This window comes from Streptomyces sp. NBC_01013, from assembly GCF_045162765.1.
Classification (GTDB): domain Bacteria; phylum Actinomycetota; class Actinomycetes; order Streptomycetales; family Streptomycetaceae; genus Streptomyces.
In genome coordinates, this window is sequence record NZ_CP108687.1 from 8,410,256 (window position 1) to 8,427,534 (window position 17,279).

At 67.3% G+C, this 17,279-nt stretch carries 10 protein-coding genes and 3 pseudogenes; 7 read left to right on the top strand and 6 right to left on the bottom strand.

The window, feature by feature from the left end; translation table 11 throughout:
* Window positions 1–20: 20 nt before the first annotated feature.
* Entirely contained in the window at window positions 21–935 is a 915-nt protein-coding gene (locus tag OG538_RS36295) for an MBL fold metallo-hydrolase (RefSeq protein ID WP_406099902.1), read from the bottom strand.
* A gap of 355 nt (window positions 936–1,290) precedes the next feature.
* Window positions 1,291–4,143, bottom strand: coding sequence for an AAA family ATPase (locus OG538_RS36300; protein ID WP_406099903.1), 2,853 nt, complete (start codon window positions 4,141–4,143; stop codon window positions 1,291–1,293).
* A gap of 253 nt (window positions 4,144–4,396) precedes the next feature.
* Between OG538_RS36300 and OG538_RS36305 the strand changes: the two are divergent.
* Window positions 4,397–4,668 (top strand): annotated as a pseudogene (locus OG538_RS36305) (hypothetical protein); the annotation flags it as partial.
* 741 nt (window positions 4,669–5,409) lie between these two features.
* A pseudogene (locus OG538_RS36310) lies at window positions 5,410–5,604 on the top strand (transposase); the annotation flags it as partial.
* Window positions 5,605–5,850: 246 nt separating this feature from the next.
* Here the strand turns inward: OG538_RS36310 and OG538_RS36315 are convergent.
* Together OG538_RS36315 and OG538_RS36320 are read right to left on the bottom strand one after the other, a co-directional pair.
* Window positions 5,851–6,021: pseudogene (locus tag OG538_RS36315) on the bottom strand (IS5/IS1182 family transposase); the annotation flags it as partial.
* A 162-nt stretch (window positions 6,022–6,183) separates the two neighbouring features.
* Complete coding sequence (locus tag OG538_RS36320; RefSeq protein WP_406099905.1) at window positions 6,184–6,570, bottom strand: hypothetical protein; 387 nt, start codon at window positions 6,568–6,570, stop codon at window positions 6,184–6,186.
* 456 nt (window positions 6,571–7,026) lie between these two features.
* Between OG538_RS36320 and OG538_RS36325 the strand changes: the two genes are divergently transcribed.
* The 3 genes from OG538_RS36325 (at window position 7,027) to OG538_RS36335 (ending at window position 9,600) form a co-directional block, all read left to right on the top strand.
* The gene (locus OG538_RS36325; RefSeq protein ID WP_406100444.1) at window positions 7,027–7,752 is read left to right on the top strand and encodes a TnsA-like heteromeric transposase endonuclease subunit; all 726 of its coding nucleotides are present in this window, start codon (window positions 7,027–7,029) and stop codon (window positions 7,750–7,752) included.
* Window positions 7,745–8,113 (top strand): hypothetical protein, encoded by a 369-nt coding sequence (locus OG538_RS36330; RefSeq protein ID WP_406099906.1) that lies wholly within the window; start codon window positions 7,745–7,747, stop codon window positions 8,111–8,113. The genes OG538_RS36325 and OG538_RS36330 overlap by 8 nt, the downstream gene beginning before the upstream one ends.
* Before the next feature lie 449 nt (window positions 8,114–8,562).
* Window positions 8,563–9,600, top strand: a complete 1,038-nt coding sequence (locus OG538_RS36335) for a Mu transposase C-terminal domain-containing protein (RefSeq protein ID WP_406099908.1) — start codon at window positions 8,563–8,565, stop codon at window positions 9,598–9,600.
* Window positions 9,601–10,075: 475 nt separating this feature from the next.
* On the opposite strand, the gene OG538_RS36340 is transcribed toward OG538_RS36335, so the two are convergent.
* On the bottom strand, window positions 10,076–11,758 hold the full coding sequence (locus tag OG538_RS36340) for an ISAzo13 family transposase (RefSeq protein WP_406099910.1): 1,683 nt from the start codon (window positions 11,756–11,758) through the stop codon (window positions 10,076–10,078).
* A 95-nt stretch (window positions 11,759–11,853) separates the two neighbouring features.
* On the opposite strand from OG538_RS36340, the gene OG538_RS36345 reads away from it, so the two are divergent.
* Window positions 11,854–12,671 (top strand): IS5 family transposase gene (locus tag OG538_RS36345; RefSeq protein WP_406088851.1). Its coding sequence is split into 2 segments (ribosomal slippage): window positions 11,854–12,202 and window positions 12,202–12,671, totalling 819 coding nucleotides; the frame shifts between segments, so codons are not numbered across the junction.
* Between the two features lie 33 nt (window positions 12,672–12,704).
* Here the strand turns inward: OG538_RS36345 and OG538_RS36350 are convergent.
* Window positions 12,705–12,935 carry a hypothetical protein gene (locus tag OG538_RS36350; protein ID WP_406099912.1) on the bottom strand — a complete coding sequence of 77 codons (231 nt, stop codon included), beginning with the start codon at window positions 12,933–12,935 and terminating at the stop codon, window positions 12,705–12,707.
* A 606-nt stretch (window positions 12,936–13,541) separates the two neighbouring features.
* Between OG538_RS36350 and OG538_RS36355 the strand changes: the two genes are divergently transcribed.
* A complete protein-coding gene (locus OG538_RS36355; RefSeq protein ID WP_406100445.1) occupies window positions 13,542–17,234 on the top strand; it encodes a LamG domain-containing protein in 3,693 nt (1,230 codons plus the stop codon).
* Window positions 17,235–17,279: the final 45 nt, after the last annotated feature.

Here is a 17,279-nt window from a genome sequence, read left to right on the forward strand (position 1 = left end):
GCTAGACCTTTCCGGGGGCGTCAGCCCTGCTCGGAGTACGGGGCGAAGGGCGCCCAGCCCTTGATGTCGAAGGTGTTGCCGTTACGCGCGATTTCGGCGGCACCGTGACCACCCAGGTGCGCGGGGATCAGGAGCGCGTTGTTGTCGGCCGCCCAGCCCAGCACCTTGCGGCGGGTGCCGCGGGCGCCCGCGGGGTCCTCGCAGAAGCAGCTGTTGGCGTCCGGTTCGACGATCTGCACCGGGTTGTGCAGCAGGTCACCGACGAACACCGCACGGTCCGTCCCTGAGTTGAGGGTCAGTACAGAGGAGCCAGGGGTGTGTCCGGGAGCCGCGTCCAGGCGCAGGTCGGCGTCGATCTGGTGGCTGTTCTCCCACAGCAGCGTCTGGCCGGCCTGGTGCACCGGGGCCACGCTGTCCTCGAAGACGTTCTGGTTGCCGCGGCCAGGCAGCGGCTGGTGGCCGTTTGCCGGGTTCCAGAAGTCGAAGTCCTCCTTCGGCATCAGATAGGTCGCGTTGGGAAAGGTGGGAACCCAACTCCGCCCGTCCAGATACGTGTTCCAGCCGACGTGATCGATGTGCAGATGCGTGTTGATCACGATGTCCACGTCCTCGGGCTGGACACCTGCCCGGGCGAGGTTGGCCAGGAAGTCCGTCTCCAGGTGGCTCCAGACCGGCGCGTAGGGGCGCTCCTTGTGGTTGCCCACACCGGTGTCGACGAGGATGGTCTTGCCTCCGCTGCGCAGCAGCCAGGTCTGGATCGCGGAATTCACAGTGTTGGTCTCGGAGTCCAGGAAATGCGGAGCCAACCAGTGGCAGCCGTCCTTCCAGACTTCCTGCGAGCTTTCCGGGAAGAAGGTGTGGGGCTCCATATGGACGGATCCGTAGTATTCCCAAACGCGGGTGATGGAGACATTGCCGAGCGTAATCTGTTCCACGTGATTTCCTTGGAGTTCGTAAGGTTTGCCCAACCGTACGAGCGGCTCCGGCGGGCGCGGTATCCGTCACGTGACTGCACCAGTGCGTACCGCTCTGAACAGGGACATTTCCTCTCGTCGACCTGGTGAAAGGCGAGGGGGGCGCTCCCCGTTCCGAGTTCCGTTCCCGGATGCCCCGTGGACGAGTACGTGGCTATCTCGCCGCGTTCACGAGGCGGCAGCCGGATCTGTATGCCGCTTGCTGGCCGTGTCGTGTGCGCTGACTGTCCCCGCCTTTCACGGCGGCGGCTTCGGCGCCGGCAAATCAGCGAAATGCAAGGGTGCGCGGTCGCGCCATGATGCGTTCTGGCGTTGGTCAGACGGCCTGGGCGCCTTTGCACTGGTCCTCGAAATCGACGCAGCGCACCGCGACAGCCGGGGCCGGCCGGCCCTGCACGCCGGTACTCGACAGGACGCCTTCGACCACGTCGCGGAGCTGTGAGCGGGCGGTGATGCCGAGCTTGGGGAACACCCGGTAGAGGTGCGAACCGACCGTGCGCGGTGAGAGGAACAGCTTTTCCCCGATCTCACGATTCGTCAGGCCACGTGCCGCCAGCTGGACGATCTGCTGCTGTTGGGGGCTGATCTCGGCGAAGGCGGTGGGTACGACGTCGCCGGCCTCGATGCCGGCGGCGCGCAGTTCTGCCTGTGCCCGCTCGACCCACGGCCGCGCGCCCAGCCGCTGGAAGGTTTCCAGAGCGGCGCTCAGCAGCGGACGGGCCTCGGAGATACGGCGCTGCCGCCGGAGCCATTCCCCGTAGTCGAGCTGCGTCTGCGCCCGTTCGAACGGCCACTGCTCACCTGCGGGATCCTTGAGCGCTGCCCGGAAGAACGACTCCGCGTGCTCGGGATCCGCCAGCAGGGCGCGGCCACGGTCGATCAGTGTCCTCACCCGTGCCGACATGCCTGTACCGAGGCGCCGCGCCGACCGTTCCAGCAGCTCTGCGGCGTGTTCCTGTCGTCCTCGGCGGACGGCCGCCGCCGCCAGTTCGGCCAGGAGGGTGTAGGAGACGTGGTAGTGGACCGGATCGCCGTCGTCGGTGAACGCGGAGCGGAACTGCGTGTACGCGGTGTCGTAGTCGCCCTCGGCCACGGCCGCCATCCCCAGGGCCCGACGCGCGAAGACCGCGACGGAACGGCTCTCCAGTGGATCGACGAGAGCCAGGGCTCGTTCGACGAGCCGGCGTGCGGTGGCCGGGTCGCCCAGCAGAGCGACCACCGTGGCATCGAGTGCGTGAGCACACGCCTCAGCGTGGTCAAGTCCGGCCGACGATGCCATGGCCGCGATGTCAGTCGCCACCGAGCGGGCCTCGGCCCATCGGCCCTGCTCCAGACGGGTCCAGCCGGCCGCGCATCCCAGTCCGTCCGGGAGCCCTCCACGGGTCTGCCACTGGCCGAACGCCTCGTCGAAGGTCCTGGCGGCGAGGGCGGTCTGGTCGAGCAGCCAGGCGACGATGGCCAGAGCGGTCAGGCGACTGGCATCGCCCTTGGCCTTGGCGATGAGCCCGGGCAGGGCCGGTGTGAGGAAGGCTCCTGCGCTGCTGGGGTCGGAGACGGCCAGGACCCAGGCACGCAGCGCCGCTCCGGCGGCATCGTCGGGCATGCGGGAGAGCAGGCTCTGGATCTGTCGCTGTTGGGACTCCTCGCCCGAGTAGTAACGGACCACCGCCGCCGCGGCCAGCGCGTCGAGAACGAGGGGCGACCGGGCGTCCGTCGCCTCGTCGGCAACACGCATGAGCAGGGCGAAGGCTGCTACGTGATGGGAGCCCAGGGACATGAGCTGTCCAGTGGCAAGCGCGGCTTTGCCCAGCAGTACCTGGTCGTCGGTGCACTGGCGGACTGCGGCGGCCAGTTGTTCCACCCAGCCGAGCTGACCGGTGAAGACGGCGGTGGTGGCGGCTTCGGTCAGAAGACGCGCCCGGTCCTCGCGGCGCGGGCTGAGTTCCGCGGCGCGCTCCTGAGCCGCAGCCGCAGCCGCGAAGCCACCCCGGCGCCGGGCCCGGTCGGCCGTCTGCTGCAGCGCGGCCGACACGTCCTGGTCGGGGCGTACGGTCGCGGCGGCGAGGTGCCAGGCGCGGCGGTCGGGTTCCTCGCGCAGCAACTCCGCGAGAGCGAGGTGGGCCCGGCGGCGTTCCTTGAACGACGCGGCATGGTAGACGGCGGAGCGGATGAGCGGGTGGCGGAAGGATATCCGGGATCCGTCCTGGCGTACGAGACCGGCCCGGTCCGCGGGTACCCATGCCTCGTCGTCCGCCTCGGGAAGTCCCACGGCCGCCGCCGGAGCGTCCGCCGCGTTGGCGGCCGCGAGCAGCAGCAGGATGCGGCGGGTCGGTTCCGGCAGGTCCGCCATGTGCCCCGCGAAGATCCGCTCCAGTCGCTCGGTGACCGGCAGCGGGCCCTGCACGCCACTCCCCTCGGGGTGCCGGATCGCGGTGGCGTGGGTCAGTTCCACCAGGGCCAGCGGGTTCCCGGCCGCCTCCAGGAGGATCCGCACCCGGGCTCGGCCGGTGGGCGGCGTGGGTTGCCGGTCCAGCAGTAGGTTGGCCGCCTCAGCGTCCAGCGGGCCGAGTTCGAGGCGCTCGTATTCCTTGTCGAATCCAGGCAGCGCGGTCGCGGTGCGGACTCCGATCAGCAGCGTGACAGGCTCGCTGTCCATGCGTCGCGCCACGAAAGAGAGAACGTCCAGTGATGCGCGGTCGATCCACTGGGCGTCGTCGACCACCACCACCAGCGGGGCGGTTTCCGCCAGGTCGGACAACAAGGTCAGGACCGCCAGACCGACGAGCATTGCGTCGGGAGTCTCCGCACACTCTTCGAGCCCCAGGACGGCTCGGAGCGCGGAGCGCTGCCGCGACGGCAGTCCCTGTGCTTCAGCGAGTACCGGGCGCAACAACTGATGAAGACCGGCGAATCCGAGGTGCGCTTCGGATTCGCTCCCCACCGTCCGCAGCACTCGGCCACCCGCGCCCCGTGCGCGATCGGCCGCGAGGTCGAGCAGCGTGCTTTTTCCGGCACCGGGGTCACCCGTGACGATCAAGACGTCGCTGTGGGACCGGCCAGTGCCCACACGCCGGATGATTTCTGCGGTCTCGAGTTCTCGGCTCACCACCGCCGGACCGGAATTCCGCGTCGAGCGCTGCTCCCCACGAGCCTTTCCATCGTTTTGCACGGATGCTCCAAGGAATCGAGATACTCCAGACAGTAGCGGGGCTACGGCGGCAGTGTCGGCAGCGGTATCGAACCCAGCTCAAAGCACTCGGAGCGCAGTCGTCGTCCGGGGCATCGATGCAGTCACGTGACGCATACGCCGACTGTTCGTCGAGCCGCAGAACCGTCAAGCGGGCGCGGCCACGTCGTTCCGGGACGGCGGGCAGGAGCGGCCGTGCGTCGCCGGTGGTGTCGTGCCATCGCCGACGAGGATCGCCCGGGTGAAGCGGGGGTTCAGGAACCTGCGGGCGAAGACGGGGCGCCAGCCGGTGCACCGAAACCCACCCGCCCCGGCCCCGGTCGACGGCTTGGCTCGAAGAACCGACAGCCCGCCACCCGCTACGACGTCGGACGAGTCCTCGCCACGGGCGAGTCCTACACCCGACCCGCGCACCACAAGCAAGGGACCAAGCCTCGGCGCACTGGCGAAGCGACTCGTCCGCCGCGTAATCCGGGGCGCGAAGCCGCCCCGGATCTGGCATGCTGACCGCGTGAACAACAAGCTCAGAAAGGACGATGCCGCGTAATCGGCCGTCCCAAGTCCGCGCCTCCGGACGCCATCCGAGGCGGCAGGCACATGAAACACCGACGCCTGGGTTGCCGCTTGGCTCCGGCAAGCTCGCCGGAGCGGTTTCCCGTCTCGAACACGATCGGCTCTGGCCTGGGGCGATAGCCCAGGCCTTGCGGCAGTGGTCGCGAACAGCACGCCGCCCCAGTCGTGCACTCTCCGGCGGTTGTGGTTGCCCTTTGTGCAACCGCTTCTACGCAACCGACGAGCGAGGAGTTCTGGAAGCGGCAATGCACGCTCTCCCGCCACGGGCGGCGCGTGAACTGCGGCATCTGGTGAAACCGCTCGACGACTCCTACATCGCCAAAACCTGGCCCGACCCCTTCGCGTCGCCTGACGACGGATGGTGGGCAAGACGCTGTTGGGGATAGGCCTACGTCGATCACTGCCCCAGCGCCGTTGCCTGCCCAGCAGAGTCGTTAAACGACAAGCTTAGAGGGTGTACACGCCTCTCTTGATGCGGTTTCAGGTGCTATATGACTCGGCTTGGATGAGATCGGTGCTTCTCGAGGTCCCGGTGGTGCTGGTGGGGTGCTGATGCCGTTGTCTCGCCCGCACCCCTCCTGTTTCATCCCAGGACGCGCTGTTGTGCACCGTTCGCTTCGCGCGTCTCACGCATGCGCCCGGGCCGGGTCCGCGGGCGGCCGGTGCTCCAGAATCATGACTGAGCGCCATCGCTATCCAAGCGACCTCTCCGATGTCCGATGGGAGTTGGTCGGGCCGGTCCTGACCGCATGGCGGGCGCGGACTTGCATCGGCAGGCCACCGAATCAGGACCTGCGAAGCCTGCTGGACGCGGTCCTCTACGTGAGCCGCACCGGGATCCCCTGGCGCTATTTGCCGCACGACTACCCTCACTGGAACGCTCAGGGTCCGCATCCCCCCGACCTGACGCCCGCGCGCGCCCGCATCCACCACCTCACCTGCGAGATCGGCGACGCCAAGCGCACACCCGAACAGCAGCACAGCGTCGGCCAGGAACTGCTGGCCGTGATGCGCCACGGCGAAGAAGGCGGCAGCACCGATCGCGCCACACGCCTGGCCGAGGCCATCCACATCCCCGCTGGGTCACCGAGGAGTACGTCGTCGTCTGCGGCGACAGCGGGCCAGGCGCCGGTGGTTCATGAGCCATCCCAGGGTCCGCTCAACGGTCCAGCGGCGGGGCAGAACGGTAAATCCCCTGGTGGTGGGGTCGCGGCGGACGATGTGCATGTCGATGCCGGTGGTGGCGGCGTGCTCGACGAGGTGCTGGCGGTAGCCACCGTCGACCCAGGTTTATGCTCATCCTCCAACCAGGTCTCCTGGCTTGCCCAGTCAAGCCGATGGCGCAACAGCACTCTCGCCTCTGCGCCGGAGTGCGCGTAATCGGCTGTACCACCACGTAGGCGCCATCGCCGCGATGTGGGCCTCTGGCCCTGGGCGCTTCCCATGCGCCTATTCAATTGGACCACGGGTGTTTCGACAGCCCTCTCCCGGCAGGCCGGCCTCGTCGTCAACATCCTTCCACTCCCGATAGGCCCTCTCGATCTCGCCGAGGTACTGCCTGAGATCGAACCGGACTTCGTCTACGAGCCTGCCCTGGAGGTCTGGGTACATCAGATCGGTCCAGACGACGGTCCCGCCCTGGAGGCGCACACGGACGACGAGCCCACCCGCGTTGGGCTCAGAGGGCACCACAGATGCCACGTTGACGTCTCGAATTGCATCAGCCGGATAGAGCGGTCCGCCGGGGCGGAGGAGCCGTCGGGGATGCAGGCCGACGGCCCCGCTGTGGCTTCGCGCGATCATGTCGAGTCCATCGACAAAGAGGTACGTGTGCATGCTCGCACAAACCGGTACCCCGGGGCAGCGACTGACGAGCAACGTGCTGGTGGTGGCACCATCGCCTGGAAGGCCGGGAGCTACGACCCAAACCTTACGCGGCGGTCTACGCGGCATCTGCCCGTCGTGACGTCATGAGCGGATCTTAGCGACAGCGCCTCCCGGCGTGGTCGATCAGCCGGGTCCCATCCGACGTGTGGGCATCAGAGACAGCTACCGGGAGCTACTTGTCACTTCGCGGCAGCTTCGAAAGCACAAGGCCGGGAAGCCCGTGTCCTGTCGCATTGAAGCTGTCGGATTCTCACTGCTTCTCGTTCGCGGTGTCGGATTCTCATTGCGTCGCGTGCTGAGCGGCGACGTTTGCCCCTTACGTTGGGTTTGATCTCATTTTCCTGGTCTGGTTCTCGCAGTACCTGTCACGGTCGTGTCGGCAGGTACGCGGAGCCGGGGGTGGCGATGGATCTGGGTCTGGTCGATGTCGAGTGGGCTGATGGTGAGGGTGGCTGGCTGCGGAAGGTGCTGGAGGCGGTGTCCCGGGTTCGGTTCGAGCCGGTGCTCCCGGTGCGGCGGTTCACGTCGTACCAGGGGCAGCGGCACTTCTCGGACTGGTACTGGGCCGCGACGACGCAGTCGCTGGTGGGGGTCGAGTCGTGGCTGGAGCGGGACCGGACCATGCTCCTCGATCATGACCGGCGGGTGGTGGGGCTGGCCTCGCAGCCGTTCCGGGTGACCTGGCAGGGGGAGAAGCGCCGGATCTGGCATACGCCCAACTACTTCGCACGGCTGGATGACGGCTCGGGCCTGGTCGTCGATGTCCGGCCGGCGGATCGGGTCGGCCCGGAGGACGCGGTGAAGTTCTCGGCGACCGAAGGGATGTGCCAGGAGATGGGCTGCTGGTCCTTCGCCCTGGTGCACGAGCCCGATCCGGTGGAGATGGCCAACGTCCGCTGGCTGTCGGGGTATCGGCATCCACGTAATCGGGTCGGCGACGTCGCGAAGCGGCTCATGGACACGTTCGACGATCCACGGTTGCGCATGGATGGCATCGAAGAGGTGGGGGACCCGTTGTCCGTCCTGCCGACGCTTTATCACCTGCTGTGGTGTGGTGACCTGCGTCTTGACCTGTCGGTGCCGTTGGAAGACGGCTCCATGATCGGCCGTGCGGCGGTGAGTCATGGCTGAACTGGCGCCACGTGGGGTTCTGCGGGTCGGGGACCGGATCCGGTTCGAGGGCCGGCACCAGCAGGTCATCGGGCTGGAGGGAACGGCCCTGCGGCTACTCAGCGACGAGGGCGATACCAATGTCATGGCTGCCGGCTACGTGATGGCGGCCGCCGATTTCGAGGTACTGGGCCGTGGGCCGGAGGCGGTCCCGGAACGAGTCCTGCCGCCGTTCGCGTCGGTGGATGCGTTGCCGCCGCAGGCCGTCGAGAAGGCCCGGCTCTGGGAACAGCACGTGGTGGAAGTGCTCACCGGGCTGCCGCCGGATGCCCAGGAGGGCATGTCTCCTCGGCCCGAGTACGTTCCGGCCTGCGGAATCTGATGGAACGAGAAGCTGCGAAGGTCGCCGAGCCGGCGGCCGGCGGGCAGCAGATGAGCAAGCGGACCTTTCTGCAGATGCGGCAGCGTTATGAGGCCGAGGGGTTGTGAGGACTGGTGGACGGCCGGTCCCGGAAACCGCGGCCCCGGTCCCCGGCACCGGAAGGGTGGACGAGCGCGTCGTCGAGGCGGTCAGCGAGGCGCTGGCCGGGCAGACGGACCTTTCGACGGGCGACCGCAAGCGGCTCATGCTGCGGTCCGAGCAGATCCTCGCTGCGAGACACGGCGAGGAAGCGGTGAAGCTTCTGCCGACGAGGGCAACCTTCTGTCGTCTGGTGAACAGCCTCGCGAAGAACAACGAGTCCTTCGGGTCGGCGACGGTCCGCCGCCAGCGGGCTCTTCGGCCCGTGGGGCCGTTCACCCCGTCCATGGCCAGCCCGCCCCGGGGAGATCGTGCAGATCGACTCCACGCGGCTGGACGTGATGGCGGTGTTGGACGACGAGGTCGTGGACCGACCGGAGTTGACGATCGCCGTCGATGTCACGACGCGCACGGTCTGCGCGGCCCTGCTCAGGCCCGCGGGGACGAAGGACGTCGACGCTGCGGTGCTGCTGGCGAGGATGCTGGTTCCCGAGCCGATGCGGCCGGGCTGGAGCCAGACCCTGGCGATGTCGGACTCGATCCTGCCGCACCAGCGGCTGGACGCGCGGTTGGAGAAGGCCGCGGCCAAGCCGGTCATCGTCCCGGACACCATCGTGATCGACCACGGCAAGGTGTTCGTCTCCGACACGTTCTCCTCCGCCTGCTCGCTGCTGGGGATCTCCCTGCAGCTCGCCCGGCCCAGGACCCCGACGGACAAGGCGATCGTGGAGAGGACCTTCGCGTCGATCAACTCGCTGTTCTGCCAGTACGTCGCGGGCTACACCGGCTCCGATGTCACTCGTCGCGGAAGCGATCCGGCCTCCGAGGCGGTCTGGACCCTCGCTCAGCTCCAGGATCTCCTAGACGAGTGGATCATCTGCTGGCGGCAGCGTCCGCACGAGGGTCTGCGCAACCTCTATCTGGCGGGGCGGACGCTGTCGCCGGACGAGTCCTACGCCGTCGCTGTTGCCCGCGCCGGGTATCTGCCCGTCGCTTTGTCGGCGGAGGATTACATCGAACTGCTGCCCGCAGTCTGGAGGGCCGTCAACGACTACGGCATCAAGGTCAACTACCGGACCTACGACAGCCCCGAGCTCAACCGCCTGCGGAGGCAGCCGTCCGGGGTGACGGGTAAGCAGGGCTTGTGGGAGGTCCACTACGACCCCTATGACGTTTCCCGCGTCTGGGTAGGGCGAGGCGACAGCCGCCGGTGGATCGAAGTCCCGTGGACCCATCTGCCCATGGTCCGGGCCCCGCTCGCCGACTTCACCTGGCGTCAAGCACGCCCGCGCCTGCGCTCGCCGACTTCCTCAGCCCGCACGGTCCCGGGCAGCGAACGGAACGGCTGATCAGCCGCCCCTGCCGCTGCTGCACGGCCCGTCGCAGTCCGACTGCTTCCGTGGTCATCACCCTCTCGCCCGCCCACATCCACCTCTGCCCGCAGCATCAGCTCTGGACCCGCTCCACTCACGACATCCCGTTCGGCGTCCTACCGGAAGTCATCGAGGCCCAGCGTCGACTCGACCACTCGCCCGCCGTCACCGGCAAACCAGACGAGCCCTCGACATGGCGCGGAAGATCGTCGAGGACTGGTCCGCCTCCGGGATGCCGATCGACCTCGGGAAGGAGTGGACCGATCGTCTCGACGGAGTCGAAGCCCTCGGCGTCAGCAAGAGGATCTAAGGGCTGTCCCGCAATTCCTGGTGGATCAGCGCGCGGCGTCAGATGCGGTGCATCGCAAGGCGGAGAGGTGCCCGCATACTGGATGTATTCGGGCGTTTCGACAACAACCCCGTGGGTGCGGTGATAAGGGCTTGCCGGGAATCAACACGTCGGTTTGATCTTGTTTTTGTCGAGGTCGAGGAATCTCGCGATGTCAGTCGGCGTGCGGAAGCGGGCGGTCGAGGCAGGGATGTGAACTCCGTGGGCTTCCAGGAGCGGGCGGACTTCTTTCGCCGCGCGGCTGATGGTCATGGCGGTGGTGTTGAAGAGCTGGCCCAGGAGGTCCATGGTCGCGAGTTTTCGCAGGTGGAGCACGGTGGCCAGGACTCGGTCGGCTGGGGTGAGCTTGGGTTTGGCTCCTGTGCCAGGGGCCACCAGGCGTTGGTGTCCTCTGCGGGTGCGGAGCACTTGCTCGCGTTGAATCTCCATCGCTGGAGTCAGCACGTCGATGAGTTCGTTGAGCTGCCGGCGGGTCATCCCGGTCAGTTCCGGGTCCTGTAGCGAACGCTGCGTGAGGCGGGCCGGTCCGTCCGCCAGGGCCTCGTCCTGTGTGCTGGTGGTGGTCGCCGTGTCCGTCGGGCGCTGGGGGTGGAGGGTGTAGTTCCAGTCGCCGTGGAAGCGGTGGCGGGTGATGGGCAGGGCGGCGATCTCGTCGTCGCTGACGCGGATGCCGGTGGGGTACTCACCGCTGTCGAGTTCGGCCTGGACGGTGAGGCCGGTGCGGCTGGTGGTCGCGGCGATGGTCTGGAGCATGACTTCGTGGCTGGTCAGGGGCCTGCCTCGCCAGTTCATGGTGATGTGGGAGAACAGCCGGTGCTCGATCTTGTTCCACTTCGAGGTGCCGGGCGGCAGGTGGCACACCGTGATCTCAAGGCCGGTCTCGGCGGCGAGATCGGCGAGCTGGGTCTTCCAGCCCCGGGTGCGGTAGCCGTTGGAGCCGCCACCGTCTGCGGTGATCAGCAGTCGGCGGGCGCCGGGGTAGTCGTGCCGGCCGACCGCCTGCCACCAGCGGCGGATCGAGGCGACGGCGAATGCCGCAGTGTCGTGATCGGTGCCGATGCTGACCCAGCCGGTGTTCGCCGTCATGTCGTAGATTCCGTATGGAATTGCCTTCTCGGCCTGGCCGGGGAAGTCGTGCGTCTTGACCCTCACGGGCTGTCCTGCGGGCTGCCATTCGTGCCCGGCGTTCTTGTAGTCGCCGATCAGCTCCTTCTTCTTGCTGTCCACGCTGATCACCGGGTCACCGGCGTCCCTGTGATCTCGTGCCTGCTCGTTGAGGTAGCGGAACTGGGCATCTCTGTCGGGGTGCTGGGCACCTTCAATGGTCTTGGCGTTGGCCTGCAGGCTGAAGCCTTCCTCCCGCAGCAGGCCGGCGACGGTGTCGGCGGAGACCCGGTGCCCCTGGCGGGTGAGCTCTGCCGCCAGTTTCCGGGTCGACTTCGTCGTCCAACGCAGCGGCGACATCGGGTCGCCCCGCTCGTCGGGCTCGACCAGCGCCAGCAGTGCCGGCCGCAGCCCAGAGTCCAGCTCGGCCGCCTTCTTCCGCCCTCCGCCGGGATGGCGCACCCGCCCCAACGGGGCCTGCCCGGAGTCCAGTTCAGCCGCCCCACGCGAGACCGTGGCCTCCCGGACCCCGGCTGCAGCGGCGACGATCCTGATGCCGCCACGCCCCAGCGACAGTGCTTCCGCCCCTATGGCCAGCCGACGCTGACGCTCGTCCAGATGCGGCAACAACACCTGGAACTTCGCCGCCAGAACGGCCTCGATCCCCTCCGGTCTCCCCATACCAGACCAACGAGCCCCACAGCTGGAAGCCACGACTTGTTTCCCGGCAAGCCCTAAGACCGTGTCCTATGTGGGGCTGGCTCGTTGAGCTCGTCATGGGGCAGGGTACGTGGAGTTGGATTGTTCCGGACGGGCTGTGGGAGATCGCGGAGCCGCTGATCCCGCCGTCAAAGGTGCGGCCGCAGGGCGGCGGGACGCAGGACACGCCTGATGAGACGCTGTTCGCCGCGATCATCTACGTGCTGGTCAGCGGTTGTGCCTGGCGGGCGTTACCGCCGTGCTTCGGGATATCGAAGTCGACGGCCCACCGCAGGTTCCTGATCTGGTCGAGAGCCGGTGTCTGGGGCCGTCTCCACGAGGAGATCCTGCACCGCTTGGACGACGCCGGCCTCCTCGACCTCTCCCGGGCAGTGCTCGACTCCGCCCACGTCAGGGCTAAAAAAGGGGCGAACTCACAGGTCCGAGCCCCGTGGACAGGGGCAAGCCGGGTTCCAAGATGCACGTCCTGTCGGACGCGAACGGACTGCCCCTCATCGTCGGCCTCTCCGCGGCCAACACCCACGACAGCCTCGCACTGAAGCCCATGATCATGGGTCACCAAACGAGACACGACCCCCACCGCGGCCGACACTTCAAGCCCCAGCGCCTGCATGCGGACAAGGCGTACGACGTGCCTCACCTGCGGAAATGGCTATGGGGCAAGCACATCGGCGTACGCATCGCCCGCAAGGGCATCGAGTCCAGCGAGCGGTTAGGCCGCCGCAGATGGGTCATCGAGCGGACCATGTCCTGGCTGACCGGTTACCGCAGACTCAACCACCGCTACGAACGCCATCCCCGCAACTACCTGGCCTTTCTCGGCCTCGCCGCCGCCCTCTGCTGCTACAAACGACTCGCTCGCCTCACCACATAGGACACGGTCTAACTGTCCTCGCGGCACGGTTCGCTATTCCGGCTTCGGCAGTTGTTCGCTCAGATGGGGGAGTGGTGCGGGATTCTGGCCTGGAGTGATGAAGGCGTCAGCGTTCTCCTCTAGATCTCCTAGGACGAAGCCGACCAGTTCGTCGTGTACCACCCGCGGCATGATCCCCGGCTCGACGCCGTCCGCAACGACAACCTGCCCGGCCTCCACAGCCTCGCCGCCGGTATCGACCGCGAGCTCACGTCTGTCAGCCAAGCCCACAAGAACGCCAGCACTATGGCCAGAGCGGAACCGCCGTGCAGGACGGAAGGAAGCTCCCTCCCGCTTCCAGACGATCCGCTACGCCGCCCAGTCGAGTCCGAGGTTGGCGAGGGTGGCGATGCCCATAAGCGCTTCTTCCGCGACCGGCAGCAAGGTGACGGGCACTCACGAAGCAGAAACTAAGCCTTGGTGACAACTCGTCACGTTTGCGGATAGCACGAGGGGCCGTGGACAGCATCTTCGTCAGACGGTCGCTCGGGGACTGTGATCGCCAATACGGAGGCGGCCCGGCGACCAGGGCAGCTGGGTCGTCAACTGGGGGATGGACTGCACACCGCCCGGCCTCCTGTCGAGTCGGCTGGGAGATGTGAACACGCCCTGGTGTCCCGCCTCGGGCGGGCGGCCGCCCCAAATCCAGTGTCATTACCTCGCTGACCTGGGGCGAAGGAGTCTGTGTGATGTACGACACCATTGACCTGTACACGTGATCGGCACATGATCCTCACGGCTCTATGTAATGGGCATCTAAAGGTTTGCGGGTGGGGCGTGGTTACACAAGGACGGCGGCGCGGCTGGCGTCAGGCGGCGCGGGGCTGGGCGATGGCCGTCGTGCTCGTCGGGGGAGCTGTGCCGGCGGTGGCTGTCGGGGCGTCCCCGGCCGCGGCTGATGGCGGGACGGCCTCGGCCGCAGCTGGAGGGACTCCGGAGTCGAAGGCGAGTGCACTGGCTGCGGAATCCGGGGAGCGGGTGGCGGTGGATGCGGTGACCACTGATTCGTCCCAGGTTTTCGCGAACCCGGACGGTACGTTCACGCAGGAGATGAACGCGGCGCCGGTCCGAGCGCGCAAGGATGACGACACATGGGCCCCCATCGACACGACCCTGGTGCGTGAAGCCGACGGCTCTGTCCGGGCAAGGAACACGACGGCACGTCTCACGTTCTCGGGTGGGGGCAGCGGGGACGGGCTGGTCAAGCTGGGGGACAAGGGGAGCGAACTGAAGTTCGCCTGGCCCACCGCGCTTCCCGAGCCGCAGCTCGCGGGTGATACTGCCACCTACGCTGGTGTCCTTCCGGACGTCGATCTTCAACTGACGGCGCTGAGCTCCGGCTATACCTCAGTGTTCGTGGTCAAGACAGCGGAGGCGGCAAAGAACCCCGCGCTCGCGACGATCAGAATGGGCATCTCCGGTGCCGGCCTGGACGTCACGCCGACGGCTGACGGCGGCTTCGTGGCACGGGATGCGGACGGCTCGCCTGTCTTCGAGAGTCCGGCAGGGCGGATGTGGGACTCGGCTGGCGACACCACCTCCACCGCAGCAACTGCCACCGCCTCGCAGCTTGACCGCACCGCCAACACAGCAGAAGCGCAGTCGGACGCGACGGGATCCGAACCACTGCTCGACGCAGGGGGCGAGCCCGCCCCTTCGGAAGGTCCCAGCAGCGGTGACGCGGTCGCCGAACTCCCGCTCAAACTCAACGGGACCATCCTGGAGATCACACCCGATCCGAAGATCCTTCACGGCGAGGACACTGTCTTCCCGCTCTACATCGACCCCCCGACCAAGGGTATTTCCTTGGGCGACTGGACAGCACTGTCCTCGGACGGTGACAAATTCTGGGAATTCAGCGGCGACAAGGGCGTGGGGCGCTGCTCCAACTACGCCGGCTACCTCTGCGCCAGCACCCCGTATACCCAGCGCATGTACTTCGAGTACCCGCTCTCGTCGATCCACGGCAAGAAGATCCTGGACGCGACGATGGAGGTATACCAGGCGTGGACATTCACGTGCGATCCGCATTGGTACGACCTGAGCCGGGTAGAAAGCAAGGGCATTTCGTCCAGTACCACGTGGTCGTCCCGCCCCGGGAATGTGGACCTGATGGGCGACCGGAACGTGGCCTATGGCCGGGGCTCCCTGTGTGATCCGTCGCAGCCGGCGGACTGGGTGCGCTTCAGTGACAATGTGGGCGAGGAGACGAATGAGAATCTGACGACGACTCTCGCCTCCTACGCCGCGAACAAGACTGCGCAGATCACCTTCTCGCTGGCCGCCCACGATGAGTCCGACGCAGGCGCCTGGGCGCGGTTCCGCAACGACGCGAAGCTGTCGGTGACCTACGTTTCCTACCCGGACAAGCCGACCTCGTACGGGGTGCGGCAAGGAACGACCGGGCGGGCCTGCAACACCTCCGCATCGGCTTTCGTCACCAGTGCCACCGCGCCGAAGATGCTGGCCACGGTGCAGTCCGCGGACGGCTCCGGCGCGCAACTGCGGGCCATGTTCGAGGTATGGAAGGCCGACGGTTCCAGCCGCGCTTGGTCCGCGGCCTCACCGGGCAGCGCCTGGGTGGCCGACAACGCTTCCCGTGACGCGACCTCCAGCACGCTGCCGGCGCAGACCGATTACCGTATGCGGGTCAAGACGCAGGCGTACTACATGACGGACCGCGGCGCCACGGGTGTCCTGGATTCCGCATGGTCGTCCTGGTGCTACTTCCGGGTCGACACCGACTCTCCGCCGCCCCCAGTCATATCCAGCACGGACGGCGTGTACAAGCCGGCCGAGACCGATCCGGCCGCAGGTGGGGTGGGCACCGCAGGCAAGTTCACCTTCACCCCCGCCGACACCAACTCCGCCATAGCCGGTATCCAGTCGGACGTCGTCAGCTACAAGTGGAAACTGAACAGCGGCGCTGTCTCATCCCCGATCAACGTGGCCAAGGGTGCGGCTACCACCCTGACCATCGCACCGAACCAGGCTGGTGAGAACACACTCCAGGTCTGGGGCTACGACGCGGCCGCACACAGCTCACGCACCGGCTATTACAGCTTCCTCGTCAAGGGAGCGGAGAAGCCCACAGGGATCTGGCACCTGGATGACACCCTCGCCGACTCCACCACCGCCACCCAGCACCCCCTGACTTCCTCCGGCACCACCTGGGACGCTCGGGCGCGCAGCGGGGCTGGCGCGGCGCAGTTCAACGGCACCAGCGCCTACCTCTCCACCCCTGGTGCGGTACTGGACACCACCAAGTCCTTCACCGTCTCGGCCTGGGCACGTCTGGAGAACAAGGACACCAACTACACCGTTCTGTCCCAGGCGGGCACGAATGCCTCCGGGCTCCAGCTGTACTACTCCACCTCGTACGACGCCTGGGTCTTCAACCGCCACCAGACCGACGAAGCCGCCCCGGAGATCAGCCGCTCGCTCAGCACCCACCCGCCGGTACTCAAGGTGTGGACGCACCTGGCCGGCGTGTACGACGCTGCAGCGCAGACAGTCCAGCTCTACGTCAACGGCACTCCGCAGGGCAACCCGGTCGCCTTCACAACCCCCTGGAAGGCATCGGGCGGCCTGCAGGTCGGACGGCGCTGGTCCACCTCGTACGGAGCGATAACCGGCAAGGAGAACTTCGCCGGCACCATCGATGAGGTGAAGGTCTGGTCCCGTGCGCTCGCGGACACCGAGGTCACGCACGATGCCTGGCTGGAGGACGAGGACCTCAGCGACGGCACCTCGGGCGATCCAGTTCCCGCCCTGGTGGCCAAATGGGACGCCACCGACATGACCAACGCGACTGGCAGCACAGTCAACGACACCAGCGGCTTCGCCCGGAACCTGACACTCAACGGAGCCACGCTCACTCAGCTCACCACCGGCGACCCGGACATCGGCGAAGAGGTCACCACCACGCAGACAATGACGCTGAACGGCACCAGCGCCTACGCCACCGCAACCGGCCCGGTCGTCGATGACTCCGGTTCGTTCACCGCCACCGCATGGGTGACGCTCGACCCCGCCAAGCTCGCCGACACCACCAAGTCGTACGCGGTGCAGGTGTTCGGCCAGTCAGGAACGAGCCAGTCCTCCTGGGGCGTCTGGTACGAACAACCAGCCGGCAGCACTCAAGGGCTGTGGACCTTCGGCCGCCCCAGCAAGGACGGCACCGGTGCGGTCTGGACCGAAAGTGAGTCCACCCCACTTACCACCGCCGCACTGGGCGTCCCGGTCATGCTGACGGTGGTCTATGACGCGCAGGCGGGCGCCGACCCCGACGACACCTCCAAGCTCGGCGGGCTCAAGCTCTACGTCGACAGCGCCCTGATGGGCGACGAGGAAGGCCTGCCGTACTCGGCACCGTGGCAGGGCGGCGGAGCGTTCGAGATCGGCCGGGCGAAGATCAACGGCGCTGCCGCGCGGTACTTCCCCGGGACGATCGACAGCGTCCGTGTCTGGGCCGGAGCCACCTCCACCGGCACGATCGCCATCAGGCGCAACACCGAGCAGTAGAAGCAGTACGGGGCAGGGCGGGCAACAAGGCCCGTCCTGCCCCGT